The 18288-nt window shown below is 37.3% G+C and carries 18 protein-coding genes; 2 read left to right on the top strand and 16 right to left on the bottom strand.

Annotated elements, in window-relative coordinates; all coding sequences use genetic code 11:
- Nucleotides 1-18: 18 nt before the first annotated feature.
- Nucleotides 19-942, top strand: coding sequence for a DUF3078 domain-containing protein (locus tag C8D70_RS05175; protein WP_110366580.1), 924 nt, complete (start codon nt 19-21; stop codon nt 940-942).
- Nucleotides 943-1016: 74 nt separating this feature from the next.
- Here the strand turns inward: C8D70_RS05175 and sufD are convergent, their stop codons facing one another.
- From sufD to C8D70_RS05150, 5 genes are all read right to left on the bottom strand, one after another.
- Complete coding sequence (gene sufD / locus C8D70_RS05170; protein ID WP_110366615.1) at nt 1017-2324, bottom strand: Fe-S cluster assembly protein SufD; 1308 nt, start codon at nt 2322-2324, stop codon at nt 1017-1019.
- 161 nt (nt 2325-2485) lie between these two features.
- Nucleotides 2486-3229, bottom strand: a complete 744-nt coding sequence (gene sufC / locus C8D70_RS05165; protein ID WP_034691829.1) for a Fe-S cluster assembly ATPase SufC — start codon at nt 3227-3229, stop codon at nt 2486-2488.
- A gap of 31 nt (nt 3230-3260) precedes the next feature.
- A complete protein-coding gene (uraH, locus tag C8D70_RS05160; protein WP_076596517.1) occupies nt 3261-3671 on the bottom strand; it encodes a hydroxyisourate hydrolase in 411 nt (136 codons plus the stop codon).
- 17 nt (nt 3672-3688) lie between these two features.
- Nucleotides 3689-5137: a Fe-S cluster assembly protein SufB gene (sufB, locus tag C8D70_RS05155; protein ID WP_076596479.1), complete on the bottom strand. Its 1449-nt coding sequence runs from the start codon at nt 5135-5137 to the stop codon at nt 3689-3691.
- A gap of 83 nt (nt 5138-5220) precedes the next feature.
- Complete coding sequence (locus C8D70_RS05150) at nt 5221-5550, bottom strand: HesB/IscA family protein (protein WP_076596478.1); 330 nt, start codon at nt 5548-5550, stop codon at nt 5221-5223.
- A gap of 261 nt (nt 5551-5811) precedes the next feature.
- On the opposite strand from C8D70_RS05150, the gene C8D70_RS05145 reads away from it, so the two are divergent.
- The gene (locus C8D70_RS05145; protein ID WP_110366578.1) at nt 5812-6666 is read left to right on the top strand and encodes a GLPGLI family protein; all 855 of its coding nucleotides are present in this window, start codon (nt 5812-5814) and stop codon (nt 6664-6666) included.
- 63 nt (nt 6667-6729) lie between these two features.
- On the opposite strand, the gene C8D70_RS05140 is transcribed toward C8D70_RS05145, so the two are convergent.
- From C8D70_RS05140 to nrfD, 11 genes are all read right to left on the bottom strand, one after another.
- Nucleotides 6730-7593 carry a neutral zinc metallopeptidase gene (locus C8D70_RS05140; protein WP_110366577.1) on the bottom strand — a complete coding sequence of 288 codons (864 nt, stop codon included), beginning with the start codon at nt 7591-7593 and terminating at the stop codon, nt 6730-6732.
- Nucleotides 7594-7658: 65 nt separating this feature from the next.
- Nucleotides 7659-9737: an LTA synthase family protein gene (locus C8D70_RS05135; protein WP_110366576.1), complete on the bottom strand. Its 2079-nt coding sequence runs from the start codon at nt 9735-9737 to the stop codon at nt 7659-7661.
- Between the two features lie 167 nt (nt 9738-9904).
- Nucleotides 9905-10423: a 6,7-dimethyl-8-ribityllumazine synthase gene (gene ribH / locus C8D70_RS05130; RefSeq protein ID WP_076596474.1), complete on the bottom strand. Its 519-nt coding sequence runs from the start codon at nt 10421-10423 to the stop codon at nt 9905-9907.
- Nucleotides 10424-10426: 3 nt separating this feature from the next.
- Entirely contained in the window at nt 10427-11134 is a 708-nt protein-coding gene (locus C8D70_RS05125) for a hypothetical protein (RefSeq protein ID WP_076596473.1), read from the bottom strand.
- 215 nt (nt 11135-11349) lie between these two features.
- Nucleotides 11350-11886, bottom strand: coding sequence for an adenine phosphoribosyltransferase (locus C8D70_RS05120; protein WP_110366575.1), 537 nt, complete (start codon nt 11884-11886; stop codon nt 11350-11352).
- Nucleotides 11887-11889: 3 nt separating this feature from the next.
- On the bottom strand, nt 11890-13089 hold the full coding sequence (locus C8D70_RS05115) for an NTF2-like N-terminal transpeptidase (RefSeq protein WP_076596471.1): 1200 nt from the start codon (nt 13087-13089) through the stop codon (nt 11890-11892).
- Between the two features lie 116 nt (nt 13090-13205).
- Entirely contained in the window at nt 13206-14222 is a 1017-nt protein-coding gene (locus tag C8D70_RS05110; RefSeq protein ID WP_110366574.1) for a hypothetical protein, read from the bottom strand.
- Nucleotides 14223-14348: 126 nt separating this feature from the next.
- Complete coding sequence (locus C8D70_RS05105; RefSeq protein WP_076596469.1) at nt 14349-15680, bottom strand: quinol:cytochrome C oxidoreductase; 1332 nt, start codon at nt 15678-15680, stop codon at nt 14349-14351.
- 8 nt (nt 15681-15688) lie between these two features.
- Nucleotides 15689-16378 carry a c-type cytochrome gene (locus C8D70_RS05100; protein WP_110366573.1) on the bottom strand — a complete coding sequence of 230 codons (690 nt, stop codon included), beginning with the start codon at nt 16376-16378 and terminating at the stop codon, nt 15689-15691.
- Between the two features lies 1 nt (nt 16379).
- Nucleotides 16380-16901 carry a DUF3341 domain-containing protein gene (locus tag C8D70_RS05095; protein WP_027371993.1) on the bottom strand — a complete coding sequence of 174 codons (522 nt, stop codon included), beginning with the start codon at nt 16899-16901 and terminating at the stop codon, nt 16380-16382.
- Complete coding sequence (gene nrfD / locus C8D70_RS05090) at nt 16888-18285, bottom strand: NrfD/PsrC family molybdoenzyme membrane anchor subunit (RefSeq protein ID WP_034691792.1); 1398 nt, start codon at nt 18283-18285, stop codon at nt 16888-16890. The genes C8D70_RS05095 and nrfD overlap by 14 nt, the downstream gene beginning before the upstream one ends.
- Nucleotides 18286-18288: the final 3 nt, after the last annotated feature.

Below are 18288 nucleotides of genomic sequence, written 5' to 3'. Positions count from 1 at the left end.
TGTAATAAATCGTCATTTATGAAAAAACTTTTATTAATCAGTTCTATTTCTCTTGGTGCTTTAGCGCTTGCCCAAGAGACTAAAACAGATGCTCCGGCATCAGATACCGTTAAAGCCTGGTCTATTCAGGGGCAAAATACCTTAATGCTCAATCAGGCTGCCTTTTCAAACTGGGTAGGCGGGGGAGCCAACAATGTGGGCTGGCTTGCCGGTGTTAATTATAACCTCACCTATGAAAAAGGGAAAGATCTCTGGGAAAATATAATTATCCTGGGTTACGGACAAAATAACACGCAGGGAACTGGAGTAAGAAAGACTCAGGATGTTATTAACCTATCTACAAACTATGGTAGAGAATTTGCCAAGCATTGGTATCTCTCAGCTGGTGCTGGGCTTCAGACTCAGTTTGCACCGGGATATGAAGATGGAAATAATCCTGATGCCAAAAAGATTTCCAATTTTATGGCTCCCGGATACCTGAGCGTAGGGGCTGGGGTTACTTATCGTCCCAATGACAACTTTACAGTGACTTTACGCCCGGCGAATGCCAGATGGACTTTTGTTTTAGACAAAGATCTTCAGAAAGCAGGAACTTATGGTCTTAAAAATGATGGAGATTCTTCTCTTTTCCAATTCGGTTTCCTGGGAACAGCCATGTATAAGCTGAAGATTATGGAGAACATCACCTTGCTGAATACGGCTTCTGTATTCTCCAACTATCTTGATCATCCGGACAGGCTTGTTCTTGGGTATAGTGGAGTTTTAAGTATGAAAATCAATAAATATATTTCTACCAACGTTACCCTTGACCTTTTGTATGATCATAACCAGATATGGAAAACACAGTTGAAACAGACATTAGGAGTAGGTTTGGCCTACAATTTTGATAACGGTAAGAAGCGTTCAGAAAATAAAGATAACCAAAGCTGGTTGAAAAAATAAGATAGAAAAAATCTGAAATACATTAAAAAAGCACTTCATTTTGAAGTGCTTTTGTGTATCAATATATATAAGTTTTAAAATTCTATATCAACTCCTAATTTCTCAGCCAATAGCTTTGAAATTTTATCTTTTAGTGGCTCTATATCGATATTCTGCATGGCATCATTAGCAAAGGCATATAAAAGTAATGCCTGTGCTTCTTTTTTAGAGATTCCTCTTGCTCTCAGATAGAATAAAGCATCTTCATTCAATTGGCCTACTGTACAACCGTGAGAACATTTTACATCATCAGCAAAGATCTCTAACTGAGGTTTTGTATCAATACTTGCCCCTTCGCTTAGCAATACGTTGTTATTCTGTTGGTAAGCGTTGGTCTTCTGAGCAATTTTGTCTACAAAAACTTTTCCGTTGAAAACTCCGTGAGCATTCCCATCAAAGATTCCTTTGTAGTTCTGATAACTTTCACAGTTCGGGAAGTTATGGTGAACTGCCGTATGGTGGTCTACCAGCTGATCTTTCCCGATAATGGTGATTCCGTTCATGAATGAATTGACATTAGATCCATTATGAATAAAATCAAGGTTATTTCTTACCAGTTTACCTCCGAAAGAGAATGTATTTACGGTGGTTAAACTGTCTTTTTCCTGTCTTGCAAACGTATTGTCAATCAGGTAAGTTGTATTGTTGTCATTTTGAAGTTTGTGCCAGTCTGCTTTTGCGTTCGGGTATGTAAAGATCTCTGTTACAGAGTTGGTTAATACATAAGTGCTGTCAAAATTGTGGTGGCTTTCAATGACCTCTACTTTGGCTCCTTCTTCTACGATCAAAAGGTTTCGTGTATTATAAAACGTGTTTTCCTCCTGATTCTGAGAGATATAAAAAACGTGTATTGGCTTTTCAATCACTACATTTTTAGGAACTTTCAGGAAGAATCCGTATTTGCAGTAAGCAAGGTTTAAGTTCGTAAAAGCCTGTTCTTTGGAAGCAATAGTATTGAAATATTGTTCAAAAACCTCTTTGTGCTTGTCATCATTCAATGCATAATTGAATGAAAGGAACTCTGCATTCTCAATAGAAACTTTAGAAAGTTCTTTGTGAAGTTTACCGTTTACAAAAACAATCCAATCAAAATTTTCTTCTCCAAGGTGCAGTTCATCAAACTGCTCTTTAGTGATATTGTGGTTCTCTTTCGGGAAGAAGTTGTAGCTTTTTTCCGTGATTTCCTTTAGATTGGTATATTTATATTCTTCGTCTTTTTTTGTCGGAAAACCAAGGTTTGCAAATCTCTGAAGTGCTATTTTTCTGTCATCATCCAGAAATCTGTGACGAAGACTCTCCAAAAATTCATTGTGGTTCTCTATAATTTGTTCTTTTAATGCCATTACTGGTATATCTGTGGTTTGCACCATTTTTTCTTTTTTTTGAACTAAAATATTGTTATTCCGAGTGATAGGAATCCAAATTTTACTTTAGAGATTCATATTTTGCTGCACTTCATAAATGGGCGCTATACATTTAATCTCTGAAATACTATACTTCCTTCTTAATTTAAAAGCCAGTCGTAACCTTTTTCTTCAAGTTCTAATGCTAAAGACTTATCACCTGTTTTGATGATTTTTCCATCTGCTAAAACGTGAACAAAATCAGGCTGAATATAGTTTAGCAATCTCTGATAGTGCGTAATCAAAAGAACTGCATTCCCTTCATTTTTAAAGTGATTTACCCCATCTGCCACGATTCTTAAGGCGTCAATATCCAATCCTGAGTCAGTTTCATCAAGAATAGCCAGTTTAGGATTAAGCATCATCATCTGGAAAATTTCATTTCTTTTCTTTTCACCTCCGGAGAATCCTTCGTTCAATGATCTTGAAAGAAAATCTTTTTTGATTCCTAATTTTTCAGATTTTTCACGGATTAATGCAAGCATTTCTTTTGCCGGCATTTCTTCCAGTCCGTTTGCTTTTCTTGTCTCGTTCAAAGCAGCTTTGATAAAGTTCGTTACAGAAACTCCCGGAATTTCCACTGGATACTGGAAAGAAAGGAAAATCCCTTTGTGAGCTCTATCTTCTGGAGCTTCTTCACTGATGTCTTGTCCTTCGAAAAGAATCTCTCCACCAGTTACCTCATAATCTTCTTTTCCAGCGATTACAGAGGAAAGGGTAGATTTACCAGCTCCGTTGGGTCCCATGATTGCGTGAACTTCTCCCGGCTTTATTTCAAGATTAATCCCTTTTAATATTTCTGCGCCATCTTCAATTTTGGCGTGAAGGTCTTTAATTTGTAACATTCTTGCTAACTTTTGCTTTTTTATAATTGTATTAGCTTCCCCTGTATGTGGAATATCCAAATGGTGATAATGTGATTGGAACATGATAATGCTCGTTATCTTTTATCTGGAATATTACCTCAATAGACGGATAGAAGCTTTCTATATTTTTATGTTTATAATAATCTTCTATGAAGAATACAAGTTTGTATTTTCCGTTGTTACCAGCTTTTTGATACGGTAAAAAATCTGAAACCCTGCCATTATTATCAGTTTGCTTTTTACCTATAGAAACCCACTGTCTGTTTGTTTCATTATATTTCTCCAGTTCTATGACCACACTTCCGGCAGGTTTTCCCTGCGAAATATCAAGAATATGACTTGATAACTGAAACCCTTTATTTTCCTGAGCAGAAAAACTTAAGGAAATAAATCCAAAAAATGCTAATAAAAACCTCTTCATAAAAATCATTTTTTCTATTATCCCACTGAACCTTCCAGTGAAATTTCCAATAATTTCTGTGCCTCAATAGCGAACTCCATCGGAAGTTTATTTAAAACTTCTTTACTGAAGCCATTTACTATCAGAGCAATTGCTCTTTCTGTATCAATACCTCTCTGGTTGCAGTAAAAAATCTGGTCTTCCCCGATTTTTGAAGTCGTTGCCTCGTGTTCCAACTGTGCCGTGGGATCTTTGATTTCAATATAAGGGAAAGTATGAGCACCACATTCATTACCCATCAATAAAGAGTCGCATTGTGAGAAGTTTCTTGCTCCTTTTGCAGAAGGCATTACTTTCACCTGTCCTCTGTAGGAGTTTTGAGATTTCCCGGCAGAAATACCTTTTGAAATAATCGTAGATTTGGTGTTTTTACCAATGTGGATCATTTTTGTTCCTGTATCTGCATACTGGTGGTTATTGGTTACCGCAATAGAGTAGAATTCTCCGATAGAATTGTCACCTTTAAGGATACAAGACGGATACTTCCATGTCACTGCTGAGCCTGTTTCCACCTGTGTCCATGAGATTTTTGCATTTCTTTCGCAAAGTCCTCTTTTCGTTACAAAGTTGAATACCCCGCCTTTTCCTTCTTCATTACCAGGATACCAGTTCTGGACCGTTGAATATTTGATCTCAGCATTATCTAAAGCAATAAGCTCTACAACGGCTGCGTGAAGCTGGTTTTCATCTCTTGATGGTGCTGTACATCCTTCAAGATAAGAAACATAACTTCCCTCATCAGCTACAAGAAGCGTTCTTTCAAACTGTCCTGTTCCTGCCTGGTTGATACGGAAATAAGTGGAAAGTTCCATAGGACATTTTACCCCTTTAGGAATATAACAGAAACTTCCGTCAGAAAATACTGCGGAATTCAAAGCGGCATAAAAGTTATCTCCCCTTGGAACTACTTTTCCAAGATATTTTCTTACCAAATCAGGATGATTTTTAATAGCTTCAGAGATTGAACAGAAAATAATTCCTTTTTCTGCCAATGTATCCTGGAATGTAGTTTTCACAGAAATAGAGTCCATTACGATGTCTACTGCAACTCCGGAAAGTCTTTTTTGCTCTTCGATATTAATCCCTAGCTTTGCGAATGTCTTCAACAACTCAGGATCTACCTCGTCAAGACTTGCCAGCTCAGGCTTTACTTTAGGAGCAGCGTAGTAGCGGATTGCTTGGAAATCTGGTTTTTCATACTTGATGTTTGCCCATTCAGGCTCTACCATCTTCTGCCAGATTTTGAAAGATTCCAATCGCCATTCAGTCATCCATTCCGGCTCTTCTTTTTTAGCAGAAATGGCACGGATGATATCCTCATTTAAACCAATCGGGAAGTCTTCATAATCAATCTTCGTTTCCCAACCGAATTCATATTTTTTATTTTCTAGATCGACTCTTAAATCGTCTTCTGTATATTTACTCATTATTTTTTTTTAGATTTCAGATTATAGATTTCAGAATTCAGAATAGCTCTGAGGTCTGAAATCTAGGATCTAATGTCTTTTCACTAAAGACTAAATGATTCCCCACATCCACATGTTCTGGATGCATTCGGGTTGTTAAAAACAAACCCTTTTCCGTTCAACCCTCCTGAATACTCAAGAGTTGTTCCTGCTAAATAAAGGATGGATTTCTTATCTATAATAATTTTTATGTTATTATCTTCAAAAATCTGATCTGTTTCTGTTTTTTGGTTATCAAACTTTAAAACATACTCTAAACCAGAGCATCCGCCGCTTTTCACCCCTACTCTTATATAATCTTCAGCAGGGTTAAAACCATCTTCCGTCATCAACTGGATGGCTTTCTCCTTTGCATAGTCTGATACTTTTATCATTGTATTTATTTAGAATGATTTAATGATGCAAAAATACAAACTAATTTCCGCAATCTCAAATCGAAGATATCTATTTTAATGATTCTGATATTAATAGCAATTTTCTGGGGCATAAATTATGTTAAAAAAAGATAAATCCAGTCTTTCAATGTGAAGATTTCGTTACGGATTTAACCTTGAATCGTATTTTCGATCTATAAAAAATAGAAATCATCATTTTATACAGTTCTCTTTTTAAATTCAAAAAAATAAAAAATATAAATGAAAAAATTAGGTATTATCGCGTTGGCACTCTTCATACAGAATGTTTCTGCACAGACAAACAGGTTTGTGTATCAGGTCACTATGAAGCCAGATGCGGAAAATAAAACAGATATCAAAACGGAAAATGCTTATCTGGATATTTCTCCGGAAAAATCAGTGTTTTATTCTGAAAACAGAATCAAAAGAGACTCTATCATGCAAAGGGCATTTCAGGGCGGAGGCGGAAGAGCAAGCATCAACAGAGACCAGCTGGAAAGTCTTAGAACCAATATCAGCTATTCCATTGAAAAAGATAAAACAAATCAAAAGACCTATTTTAAAGACAGAATCGGACGTGATATCTACTCCTACGAAGAAGATCGGCCTTTGAACTGGAAAATAGAGTCAGAGACAAGGAAAATAGGTGACTATAAAGTTCAGAAAGCAGAAACCGATTTTGGAGGAAGAAAATGGACAGCATGGTTTACCACAGATCTTCCTTATCAGGATGGACCTTATAAGTTCGGAGGACTTCCAGGACTTATTGTAAAAGTAGAGGATGACAAAGGAGATTACTCTTTCGATTTAATGAAAAATTATAAAATTGCAGAATTTCCAACTTTGAATCAGTTTGGAAATACGCTAAAGGTAAAAAGAACAGATTATGTAAAGCAGCAGCAAAAGTTTAAAACGGATCCCATGTCATTCATGAGTCAGAGTGCAGGAGGTATCAGTGCTCCGATGAGAATAGGCGGAGGAGGAAGAGGCTCTGGAGGCGGTGGCGGAAATCAGAATCCTGCTGATATGAGAAAAAGAATGGAAGAAAGGGTGAAAGAAGAAGCCAGAAAAAATTCTAATCCCATCGAATTGTAATAAAAAATGCGGTCTCACATGAGACCACATTTTTGTTTTATATAATCAATAAATCTGATAAAATTATTTCAATAATTGGTTGAAAGTATCTCCCTGCCTGATATCTCCGGTGTTGTAGCCTTTCATGAACCATTCTTTACGCTGAGCTGAAGATCCATGGGTAAAGCTTTCCTGATTTACATATCCCTGTGCTCTTTTCTGAATATTATCATCGCCCACTGCTTCTGCGGCATCTATGGCAGATTCAATATCTCCCGGTTCAAGAATGTGTTTGCTGTCATTGGTTCTTTTTGCCCATACTCCGGCATAGAAATCAGCCTGTAATTCTGTAGCAACGGATACTCTGTTCATCTGTTCTTCGGAATATCTTCCGCTTCTTCTTAACGCATCTACTTTCTGAGTAGTTCCCAGAAGCGTCTGAACATGGTGTCCTACTTCATGCGCAAGAACATAAGCCACCGTAAATTCCGTTACTTTAGCTCCGAATTTTTGCTGAAGCTCACCGAAGAAACTCATATCCATATAGACTTTCTGATCAGCAGGGCAATAGAAAGGTCCCATGGCAGATTGCGCTGTACCACATGCTGAAGAAGTTGTATTTTCAAAAAGAACAATTCTGGGTTCAGAAAAAGTCATCCCATTTTCTTTAAATATCTGGTTCCAGGTTAAGGTATTCCATCCGGACATCATGTCAACCATTTCCCCAATCTGTTTTTCGCTGGCTGTAAGTTCTCTTTGTTCTCCAGAGTTTCCTGAAGGCTGCATGCTGCCGGAATTCAAAATACCGGAAGGATCACCTCCCAAAAAGAATACGATGGCTGCTATAATTAAAGTTCCGAGTCCGCCTCCTACAATCATACCGCCTCCTCCGCCTCCTGAACCACGGCGGTCATCAACGTTTCCGCCTCTGTCGTCTGTCCATTTCATACTAATAAATTTATGGGTTAATTTAAATATTTTACGCCAGATTATAAGCGAAAATACCTAGATATTTATCTGTTGAGTTGTTTTGTCTTTAGCCAGTAAGAGGTAGACTGATAAGCTGATATAGCATCATCTACCAGTTTCTGATCTGGATTTTTTAATAATTTCTCGTCGTAATACAGTTTAAACTCCGGTTTCAGATCACTTTTTTCCAGTTCTAAAGAATATTGTTTTACCTTTTTTACCGGCGAAATAATGGTCAAACGTTCCCCTTTGATAAATCCAAGATCCTGATAGGTTGCCACATAAGCTTTAGGCTGGAATTCGGGTTTGAAAACATCCTGGCCCAGGAATTTAGACTGATAGCTGAAGTTTAATAGCCCCAAAACGGTCGGCATTACGTCTATCTGAGACATCAGGGCATTGAATTTCTGAGGCTGAATAAATCCTTCAGAAAATACCATGGCAGGAATTCTGTATTTATCCATAGGAAGTTCTGTTTTTCCGGCACTGGATGCACAGTGGTCTGCAATGATGACAAAAACTGTGTTTTTATACCAGTCTTGCTTCTTAGCCATATCGAAGAACAATTTAAGCGAGTAATCGGTATATTTTACACCGCCTTCACGGGATTTTGCTGTTCCGGGAATATCAATTCTTCCGTCAGGATAAGTAAACGGTCTGTGATTGGAAACCGTCATCCAGTGATTGAAAAATGGTTTTCCGGATTTTGCTTCAGCATTCATCACCTGAATAGCTTTTCTGGCCATATCTTCATCAGCAACACCCCAAACATTGGCAAAAGTGATTTCTTCAGGTTTAAAATTATTTCTGTCTACAATTCCATAGCCGTTTCCTCCGAAGAAGTCCTGCATATTATCGAAATAGCTGTATCCACCATATAAAAATTTGACATCATATCCTTTAGACTTGAAAACACTTCCGGTGGTGAACTTATTCTTATTATCATCTCTCTTGATGATACTTTCTCCTGCTGTGGGAGGAATACATAATGTCAGAGCTTCCAATCCGCGTACAGTTCTGTTTCCGGTTGCATAAAGATTGGTAAACATGAGCGATTTATCAGCAAGACTGTCAAGAAAAGGCGTGATTTTTTGGGTATTACCATAATGTTCCATGAAATCTGCAGAAAGACTTTCAATGGAGATCAATACTACGTTTTTCTTTACTTCAGGCTGTGCAGCAACAACAGTCCTTGATAAAGTCTGTTGTGGATACTGGCTTAAGAAATTCTTTTCAGCCTGCTGCTGGTTAATCTGAGAGTAAAACTGGAAATAATCCAGCTCATTATGGGTAAATGCCCAGTAGAACTTGGGAAGTCCGTTGGCTTCAATTTCGTCTGCAAAAACATTGTCGGATCTGATTTGCATCAAAGAAGGTATTGCCAGTGCACTCAACGCACAAAGTACCATATAACTGCCCAGCAGCACCATTTTTTGTTTAAAATCAGGAAGTTCCAGCAGTTCATTTTTTGTTTTCTTATAAATAAACCAGGTGATGGCAAGGGTAACGATCATGATGGCTGAAAACAGAGGAATAACCGGATAACTTTCCATGATATTCCCAATCACCTCATTCGTATAAATAAGATAATCTACTGCAATAAAATTATAACGTACTCCAAATTCATTATAGAAAAAATATTCACTTACTCCGTTGAAAATGATCAGCAGAACATATAATAGTAATGTGATGAAATATAGGGTGTTACGGATTTTAATTCTTTGTGTAGGAAGAAACAGCATCAATCCGAAGAAAAGCGTCTTTATTCCTACAAAAACAAGAGCGATCTCCATAACAGAACCTCCATACTGCTTGAAAATATTATTCGGAACAAGCCAGATATAAAGGAAGAATAGAACCAGCGCTCCCAGAATAGTATAACCGTAAGGCTTTTTATATTTTGAATCCGAAAGAAAGAGGAAGTAAAGGGCAAGAATAGAGCTGGCCAATATGAAGACGAAAACGTCATTCACCAGACCTATCAGCAAAACTTTTACAACTTCGAAAAATCCGAAACTAGCGGTAGTAATTGGATGAAAAAAGAATACTGCTCTTATTATCAAAGAAATAATAAGATAAAAAATTCCTAAATACAGGAAGGGCTTTATTTTTTTTAAAAACATGTCTTGACCGTCTTTATTAATTTTCACAAAGATAGTTTTTGTAGAGAACTTTTGACTGAAAAAAAGAAAAACATCCTTGTTATTAGTAAGATTTTAGAATTATTTATCTACTAATAAAAAAGGACTATTAAAAAATAGTCCATTATATTGTCAAAGTGGATAAGCAGTTAAGAGTGTCCAAAACCGATATTTCCTTTTTTATCAGATAATTTTTTTTTGAAATCAATCATTCTTAGCGCTGTAACGGCTGCTTCTACGCCTTTGTTTCCAAGATCACCGCCGCTTCTTGCGACAGATTGTTCTTTGGTGTCATCTGTTAATACACAGAAGATTGTGGGAGTATCAGTCATGATGTTACAGTCTTTGATTCCCTGTGCTACTGCAGAACATACATAGTCGAAGTGTGGTGTTTCCCCCCGGATTACACATCCGATAGAGATTACTGCATCATATTTTCTCTCTTTGCAAAGCTGCATGCTTGCATAGCTTAATTCAAAAGCTCCTGGTACAGGGAAAAGTTTGATGTTTTCTGTTTTTACTCCTTCTTTTTCAAGGATTTCCAAAGCTGCATCACGAAGATTGTACGTTACAAAATCATTCCACTCAGAAAAAACAATGCCGATAGAAAAATCTTCGGCATTAGTTATATGAAGTGGCTTGTAATCGGAAAGATTAACTGTTGCCATTTTTTAATAATATTTAGTCATTTCGATATAAGAATCAGACATTCCGTTGTCGTAGTCCTGATATTTCTCATCAATTGCAGAGAAGTATTTTTTAGCTTCTGCATTTTTCTTTAATCCTAAAGCAAGAATACCTGCTTTTCTTGTAAAATAATAAGTTGTATAAGGATCATCAGATGCTGATGCGGCCTGGTCTAATAAAGATAGAGCTTCGTCGTTTTTGTTAAGACCTGATTTTGCGTCAGCCATAGCTCCATATTTCATTGCCATCAGAGTTTTATTTTTGGAAGAAAATTTATCCAAAAGATCATATGCTTCCTGAAATTTTCCTTCTTTGAATTTTAATAAACCGGCATTGTAAGCAGAAAGTTTACCAATTTCAGTAGAAGAATACTCGTTGGCTGTTCCTATAAAGCCAGGATTAGCAGCAGACTTTCCACCTAAAGCATCTTTATCTTTACCTTCTGTAAGATTTTTTTGAGCAGCAAGGAAACTTTTTACAGCTTCAGTGTTCTTTGGAGCAATCACAAATTGCTTATAAGCAAAGAATCCTAAAACTCCCAAAATCAATGCTCCGAATATTAAACCCAGTGGTTTTGAATATTTTTCAACAAATCTTTCAGTGTTTAAAGCTTCTCTGTCAAGGTCTTTAAAGAACTCAACCGTTTCTTTACCTTCTTGCTCATGCTGAGCACTCTTTCCCAATTTTGCCATAAGTTTTTAAAAATTGAAATGCAAATTTAATTGTTTCTGAGATATTTACAAAATACTTTGTTTATATTGTTGATTTTATTTAAACAAATAATGTAAATTCTTATAAAAAACGCTTCGACTCCGCTCAGCGTGACTTTTAATATTCCCTGGTTTAATCTCACAGTAAATGATTAGCGTTGTCATGCTGAGCGGAGTCGAAGCATATATATTGAATCTTAATACCCTAAAATATGGTAAATTTCTGCACCGAATCTTTTCAGTTTTTCGTCACCATTCAAACCTTGCAAACCGATAAGAAAACTAAACTGTGAGACAATTGCTCCCTGCTTTTCTATCAATTTTGCTGCTGCTTCAGTAGTTCCTCCCGTTGCTAAGAGATCATCGTGGATTAAAATTCTTTGTCCGGGTTTTATCTGTCCTTCACGGGTTTCAATTATGGCACTTCCATATTCCAGATCATATTTTTCTGAAATGACAGGCGGAGGAAGCTTTCCGGCTTTTCTGATTAAGACGAAAGGTACTTCCAATGCTACAGCAATTGCGATCCCAAAAAGGTAACCGCGGCTTTCTATTCCGCAGACTGCATCTATTTTCCCTTTACTGAAGGCAGCAAGATCTGCAATAACATCTTCATAAAGTTTTGGGTTCAAAAAGATGGGTGAAATATCCTTAAACTGTATTCCCGGAATCGGAAAATCAGGGATATTTTCAATTGTTTCTTCTAATCTTTTGATCAGTTCTGCTGAAGCCATTTATTAATTGATTTTATAGCTGGAAATTTTCCAGTCTCCATTTACATTTTTAAGCCCGAAAGTTACTTTTAAAGAAGTTGTCTTCCCGCTTTTATCCGTTACATCATAAGTAGCATTTACGCTGGCACTATTAGCATTAGCTCCACTTGTTGTAATGTTTTTTACACTTACATTTTTTACAGATCCAAAACCTGAAGTAGGATTTGAGAAAGATTCATAGCTTCCCCAGCTTGGATTGCTGGCTGTTTCGTATGCGGCTTTTAAATTCTGAGAACTTACACTGTTCAGGAACTTGCTTACAGTATTCTTAGGATCTGCAGTAGGCTGTTTTGGTGCAGCTGGTGTTGCAGGAGTAGCTGTTGCAGGATCTGTAGTTGTTCCGGAAGGTGCTGTAGGATTGTTTGGATCCACCACTGCGCTTGGCTGTTCTGTTACCGCTGTAGAATCCGTTTTTGGAATGGCCGGAACTTTCAGAGCTGCTGCATTCACATCAAGTCCGATTTTTGACATTTTGAAAGTTTTTGCCGTAGTTTTTACGGAAACTGTGATGTCAATTTTATTATCTACCACTTTTGAAGCAGGAATAGATGAAAACTTTAAATTGAATCCTTTAAAGTTATTATCCTGCATCAGGTTTTTAGCTGTAGCTAATCTTACACCATTGCTGAAGACTTCAAGAGTGGCTTCAAGGCCTGCTCCTGTGAAAGATACCGGATTTCCGGCTGCATCTACAAGTCTTGGAACAATCTGAATGGCCGTAGGCGCTCCGGTTCCGTCATCTCCTGTAGGTCTTGTCACAAGGCTTAATGATCCTGCTTTTACATCATTAGGATCGCTTTCTTTAGCTTTATCATCCCCGAAGATATTCATTTCTCCCAGTGATGGCGGGGCAGTACTGGCCCATTCTATTCCGTTTTTCTGTGCAACTTCGTCAGCCAAAGACATGATTTCAGGAACTTTCTTCCCGTTAATCAGTTTTCCAAGGGCTTTTAGCTCATTGATATCACCATCTGCCTCTACTCCAAATGTTTTAAGGATATAAAGAGCTTCATTAAACTTAATCTGCTTAATGGTAGGTAAACTGGAAGTCATATCATTGATACTTGACTGCAGCGTTTTAGTATTCGTAGCATCTACATGATCTTTCTTACATGCTGTAAAAAGCAACAGACTGAAAACAAGTAGAAAAGAAAACTTTTTCATTTTTATTTGGTTTGTTGCAAATTTAATAAAACCTTTATTAATACTGGATTTTATTTTCACTTTATGTTTTATGGCTTGTTTTATTTCTTGATCACGGAAGCCATAATCCTATATTTTTACTTTTTGTTGGGTTGTTCTTTTAAGTCTCCTTTGAAAAAATTACTGAAGATGGTCTGCATATTGGGGAATGAAGAATCCTTCCAGTAAGATGTCTGATAACTGCTGTTATCTTTATTGAATTTTACCTTTTCAATATCGTTGTCATTATTGAAGCTGAGTTCCGTAGGATAGAAATTAGTGTAAAGTGCAATCTGATTGTATTCGGGTTCGCTTTTATGTTTTAGTTTAACAAAAACAAGTTCATTGTATTCCTGGAAATCTTTCAGCGTTTTTTCTGATCCTTTTTCAAAGGACATATTCAAAATGGTTCTGATATCATAAAATCTATATCCGAAAAATGAAAATTCTTTTTCCTGAAGTGCTCCGCCGGTTACCTCAATCTGATCCTTATGATCGCTTTTCAATTCTCTGATGGTATTTCTTTTTGTTTTATATTCTTCCGGATTTCCCACATTTTTTAGTTTGGGAATCTGTAGAGAATTTCCATAATCCCATGATGAAGTTTCTTTCTTCTCGTTTTTAGAGTCCGTTAGTCTGAAAACTCTGTACTGTTCCACATTGGTACTTTTCAGTTTTTTTGTTTTATTGTCAAAGATGTAGGTTACAATTCCATCGGCATAGCTGTTAAGCTTATTATTTACCGTTACATAAGCATTAAAATTTCCTTTGATAAAAATATACCTGGCAGGCTTATTATTTTTGATGACTATGGCTTCAATCTCTTTTACCTGATCATTGATTTTTATAACGGATTGATCAAAGTCTGAGTAAGATAAAGTGGCAACCGGAAAATTATTGTAGACAAGCTGAAACTTTTCCTGAGAAGGCGAGAGTAACTGTTTGTCAATCTTACCTTCAATATCAGAATACGCTACAATGGTTCCATCTTTCCCAAACACTGAAACTCTGGGAAGGGGAGTATTACTTTTTTCAGAAACAAAAGTGATTGTCTGAGCAGAAATAAAACTATATAAAAAAAGGAAGAATGAGTAAATGAAAAGTTTTGTTTTCATAGTAATGTGTTGTTAAGTTTTTGATCCCATCATAGAGGTGCATAAATATCTGTTGTTTTGTATGCATAAAAAAAGACTGATCGTTTTAACAATCAGTCTTTTATCATTTTATTTTGTTACAAGTCCTTAGAAAGGATACTCATAAATTTCAGATTCGTGTAAGAATGGGTTTCCTGTAGGGATCAACTTCAGTTTAGATAAAGCTGAAAGTACAGTAAACATAAATAATCCGGCTACGAATAAGATGGCTCCAAGGATTAACAGGAATACTTCAGGAGTATTCCAGTATGGTCCTACCGTTCCCGGCATTACCATGTTGAAGTAATCTAAGATGTGTCCTAAGATCACCACTACTGCCATTGTAGTAACTACTTTGTAGTTTCTCTTGATGCTGCTGCTTACTAATACCAATAGTGGTAATAAGAAGTTGATGATCAACATCGGTAAGAAAGTAGGAGAGTAGTGCTGGAATCTACCGAAGAAGTAGTTAACCTCTTCCGGAACGTTGGCATACCAGTAAAGCATGAACTGAGCGAACCATGTATATGTCCAAAGCATACTTGTAGCGAAAAGGAATACTCCTAAATCGTGTAAGTGGTTGTCATTGAACTGTGGTAAGAAACCATTTTTCTTAAGATAAACACTTAATAGAATGATTACAGCGATACCACTTGAAAGGCAGCTAACCATTGAATACCAGATATACATTGTAGAATACCAGTGAGGGTCAATAGACATCAACCAGTCCCAAGCCCAAGCTGCAGAAGCAAATCCGAAGAATGCAATATATCCTACTGCCCATCTGTAAAGCATTTGATACTCTACTTTAGACTTCGTTTCATCTACTTTCTTAGACTGAGCTTTTAATTTCCAAGCGAAGAAAGAAGCACCAATCACATAGATTAAAGTTCTTACTGCATAGAAAGGAATATTTAAGAATTTTTTCTTCTCGAATAAGATCACATCAAAGTGTGGATTTTCAGGATCTGTTAAAGCAGGGTCCATCCAGTGGAATAAGTGACCATTATGAGTGATGTTTAAGATCATCAGGATTACCAGGATTGCACCACCATAAGGGATATAAGAAGCAATAGCTTCCATTACTCTTGTAATGATGATTGGCCATCCTGCGTGTGCAGCGTGCTGAATAGAATAGAAGAATAATACGCAGCAGCTTACTCCAAAGAAAAATACAGCTACAAAATGTATTGCTGCTAAAGGCTGGTTGTGTACCTGCATGGTAGCATGCTCAAGGTGAGCCGCGTGATCCTGAGGTCCAACCATTTCACTTGAGTGTGTAGGAGCGGTATGACCGGAAGCATGAACAGCTTCCATCATTTGTTCTATTTTTTCAGTAGAAATTCCTTTGTTCAAAAAGAAACCAATACCGAAAAGAACTAAACCTACAACAAGAAGTATTATAGAAGTTGATTTTAATTTTGGTGAAAAACTATACATTTCTTTTCTTATTTTTTAGTTTCGGTAGTCGTTTCAGTTGTTGCTGGTGCCGCCGCTGTAGCTGCTGCCGGTGCTGCTGCTCCTTTTTTGAAAGCACTCATCACATACATTGCTACTCTCCATCTGTCTCCTGCGTTCAATTGTCCAGCATAAGATCCCATGGAATTTCTACCGTTTGTTAATACATAATGAACAGATCCTACAGTAATTTCTCTGTCAGCATAGTTAGGTACCCCGGAGAATGCCCCACTTTGAACGATAGGTCCTTGTCCATCACCTCCTGTTCCATGGCATGCAGCACAAGTATGATCAAACAATATTTTTCCTCTTTCAAGATCTTTCGTTGCGTTAGCCGGGTTCAAAGGAGATACTGTAAGTTTTTTAGATGCTTCATACCCTGCATTGTACTCATCAACATTTTTAGGTAATAAGCTTTCTTCAAAAACTCCATCTTTATTTTGAGCAACTGATCCTTCTACCGGAGAAAGACCTGTTGCACCATTATTTTTAACAAAAGCAGGAATTTCATTTTCATGATCTGAATAAGCATCCTGAGCTTTCATCAACGGATCATAAGCTACCGGAAAATACATGTCCGGGAAATATACCAGCGGAGTGTTCTCCTTTGGTCCGCAAGAGTTAAGTAAAACTGTTGTTAAACCTAAAACCGCTGTAATTTTTAATACATTCTTTTTCATTTTAAGCGTCTTTAACAGTTATTTCTTCAACTCCAGTTTCAATAAGCAACTGTTTTACAGATTCTACATCTTCAGTTACGAATTCCATCATGAATTTATCATCAGTAGTTCTTGGGTCCGGGTTCTGAGCTGGAGCTCCTGGATACATTTTGTTTCTAACCAGGAAAGTTAAAGACATCATGTGAGCTGCACAGAATACCATTAATTCGAACATTGGAACTACAAATGCAGGCATGTTGTGTCCCCAGTCAAAAGCGGGTTTACCACCGATATTCTGAGGCCAGTCGTGATTCATCACATACCAGGTAAGAGTAGCACCGATAGTTACACCATAACAAGCATAGATGAAAGCGGCATCAGAAATTCTGGTTTTCTTTAAACCTAAAGCTTTGTCTAGTCCGTGAACCGGAAACGGAGTATAAACTTCGTTAATTGCGATTCCTTTATCGTTGAATGCTTTAACGCCGTTCATTAAGTCGTCGTCGTCAGCATAAAGTCCGTATACAATTTTAGTGGTGCTCATCTCCTTCTTTTGCTTTATAAGTTTCACCTGAGATTTTCAAAATCGATTTTAATTCAGCCTGTGCAATTACAGGGAATGTTCTTGCATATAATAAGAATAATACAGAGAAGAATCCGATTGTTCCTAAGTATACACCCACATCAATGATCGTTGGCTTAAACATAGTCCATGATCCTGGTAAGTAGTCTCTTGAAAGGTTGATAACGATGATATCAAAACGCTCAAACCACATACCGATGTTGATGATTAATGCAACGATGAATGTCCAGATAATGTTCGTTCTAAGTCTCTTGAACCAGAAAGAAGCCGGGATAACAAGGTTACAGATGATCAATGACCAGAATGCCCACCAGTAAGGTCCTACAGCAGCACCTGGAGAAAGGTATGTGAAATCTTCAAATCTTGAACCTGAGTACCATCCGATGAAATATTCAGTTGCGTAAGCTACAGTTACCATACCACCAGTTAAGATGATTACGATGTTCATAATTTCGATATGATACATTGTAATATACTCTTCCAAGTGACACACTTTTCTTGCTACCAACAATAGGGTCTGTACCATTGCAAATCCTGAGAAGATTGCACCGGCAACGAAGTAAGGAGGATAGATTGTTGAGTGCCATCCTTTAATTACCGAAGTGGCGAAGTCAAATGATACGGTTGTGTGTACTGAGAATACAAGTGGAGTTGCCAAACCTGCAAGAACCAAAGAAAGTTCTTCGAATCTTTGCCAGTGTTTTGCTTTACCACCCCAACCGAATGCAAGGAATGTATAAATTTTCTTAGTCCAAGGAGTTTTAGCTCTATCTCTGATCATTGCAAAGTCAGGGATTAGTCCCATGAACCAGAATACAGTTGATACTGAGAAATACGTAGAGATCGCAAATACGTCCCAAAGTAGAGGAGAGTTGAAGTTCCCCCAAAGAGAACCGAATTGGTTTGGTAAAGGGAATACCCAGTATCCAACCCAAACTCTACCCATGTGGATTACAGGGAAGATTGCTGCCTGTACAACCGCAAAGATCGTCATTGCCTCTGCAGATCTGTTTACAGACATTCTCCATCTCTGTCTAAATAATAATAATACTGCGGAGATTAGGGTCCCGGCGTGACCGATACCTACCCACCATACGAAGTTGGTAATATCCCAACCCCAGTTAATAGTTCTGTTAAGCCCCCATGCTCCAATACCTGTCCCGATAGTGTAAGCGATACAGCCGAATCCATAGAGGAATAGAACTAGTGCAGCATATAATGAGATCCACCATAATTTACCTGCTCTTTCTTCGATAGGTCGTGCGATATCTTCTGTAATATCGTGATAAGTTTTGTGACCAATAATTAGAGGTTCCCTTATCGGAGCTTCGTAATGTCCTGACATTTT

This window comes from Chryseobacterium sp. CBTAP 102, assembly GCF_003201365.1.
GTDB lineage: Bacteria > Bacteroidota > Bacteroidia > Flavobacteriales > Weeksellaceae > Chryseobacterium > Chryseobacterium candidae.
Note: the sequence above shows the minus strand (reverse complement) of the source record. Positions and strands in the feature narration are given on the sequence as shown.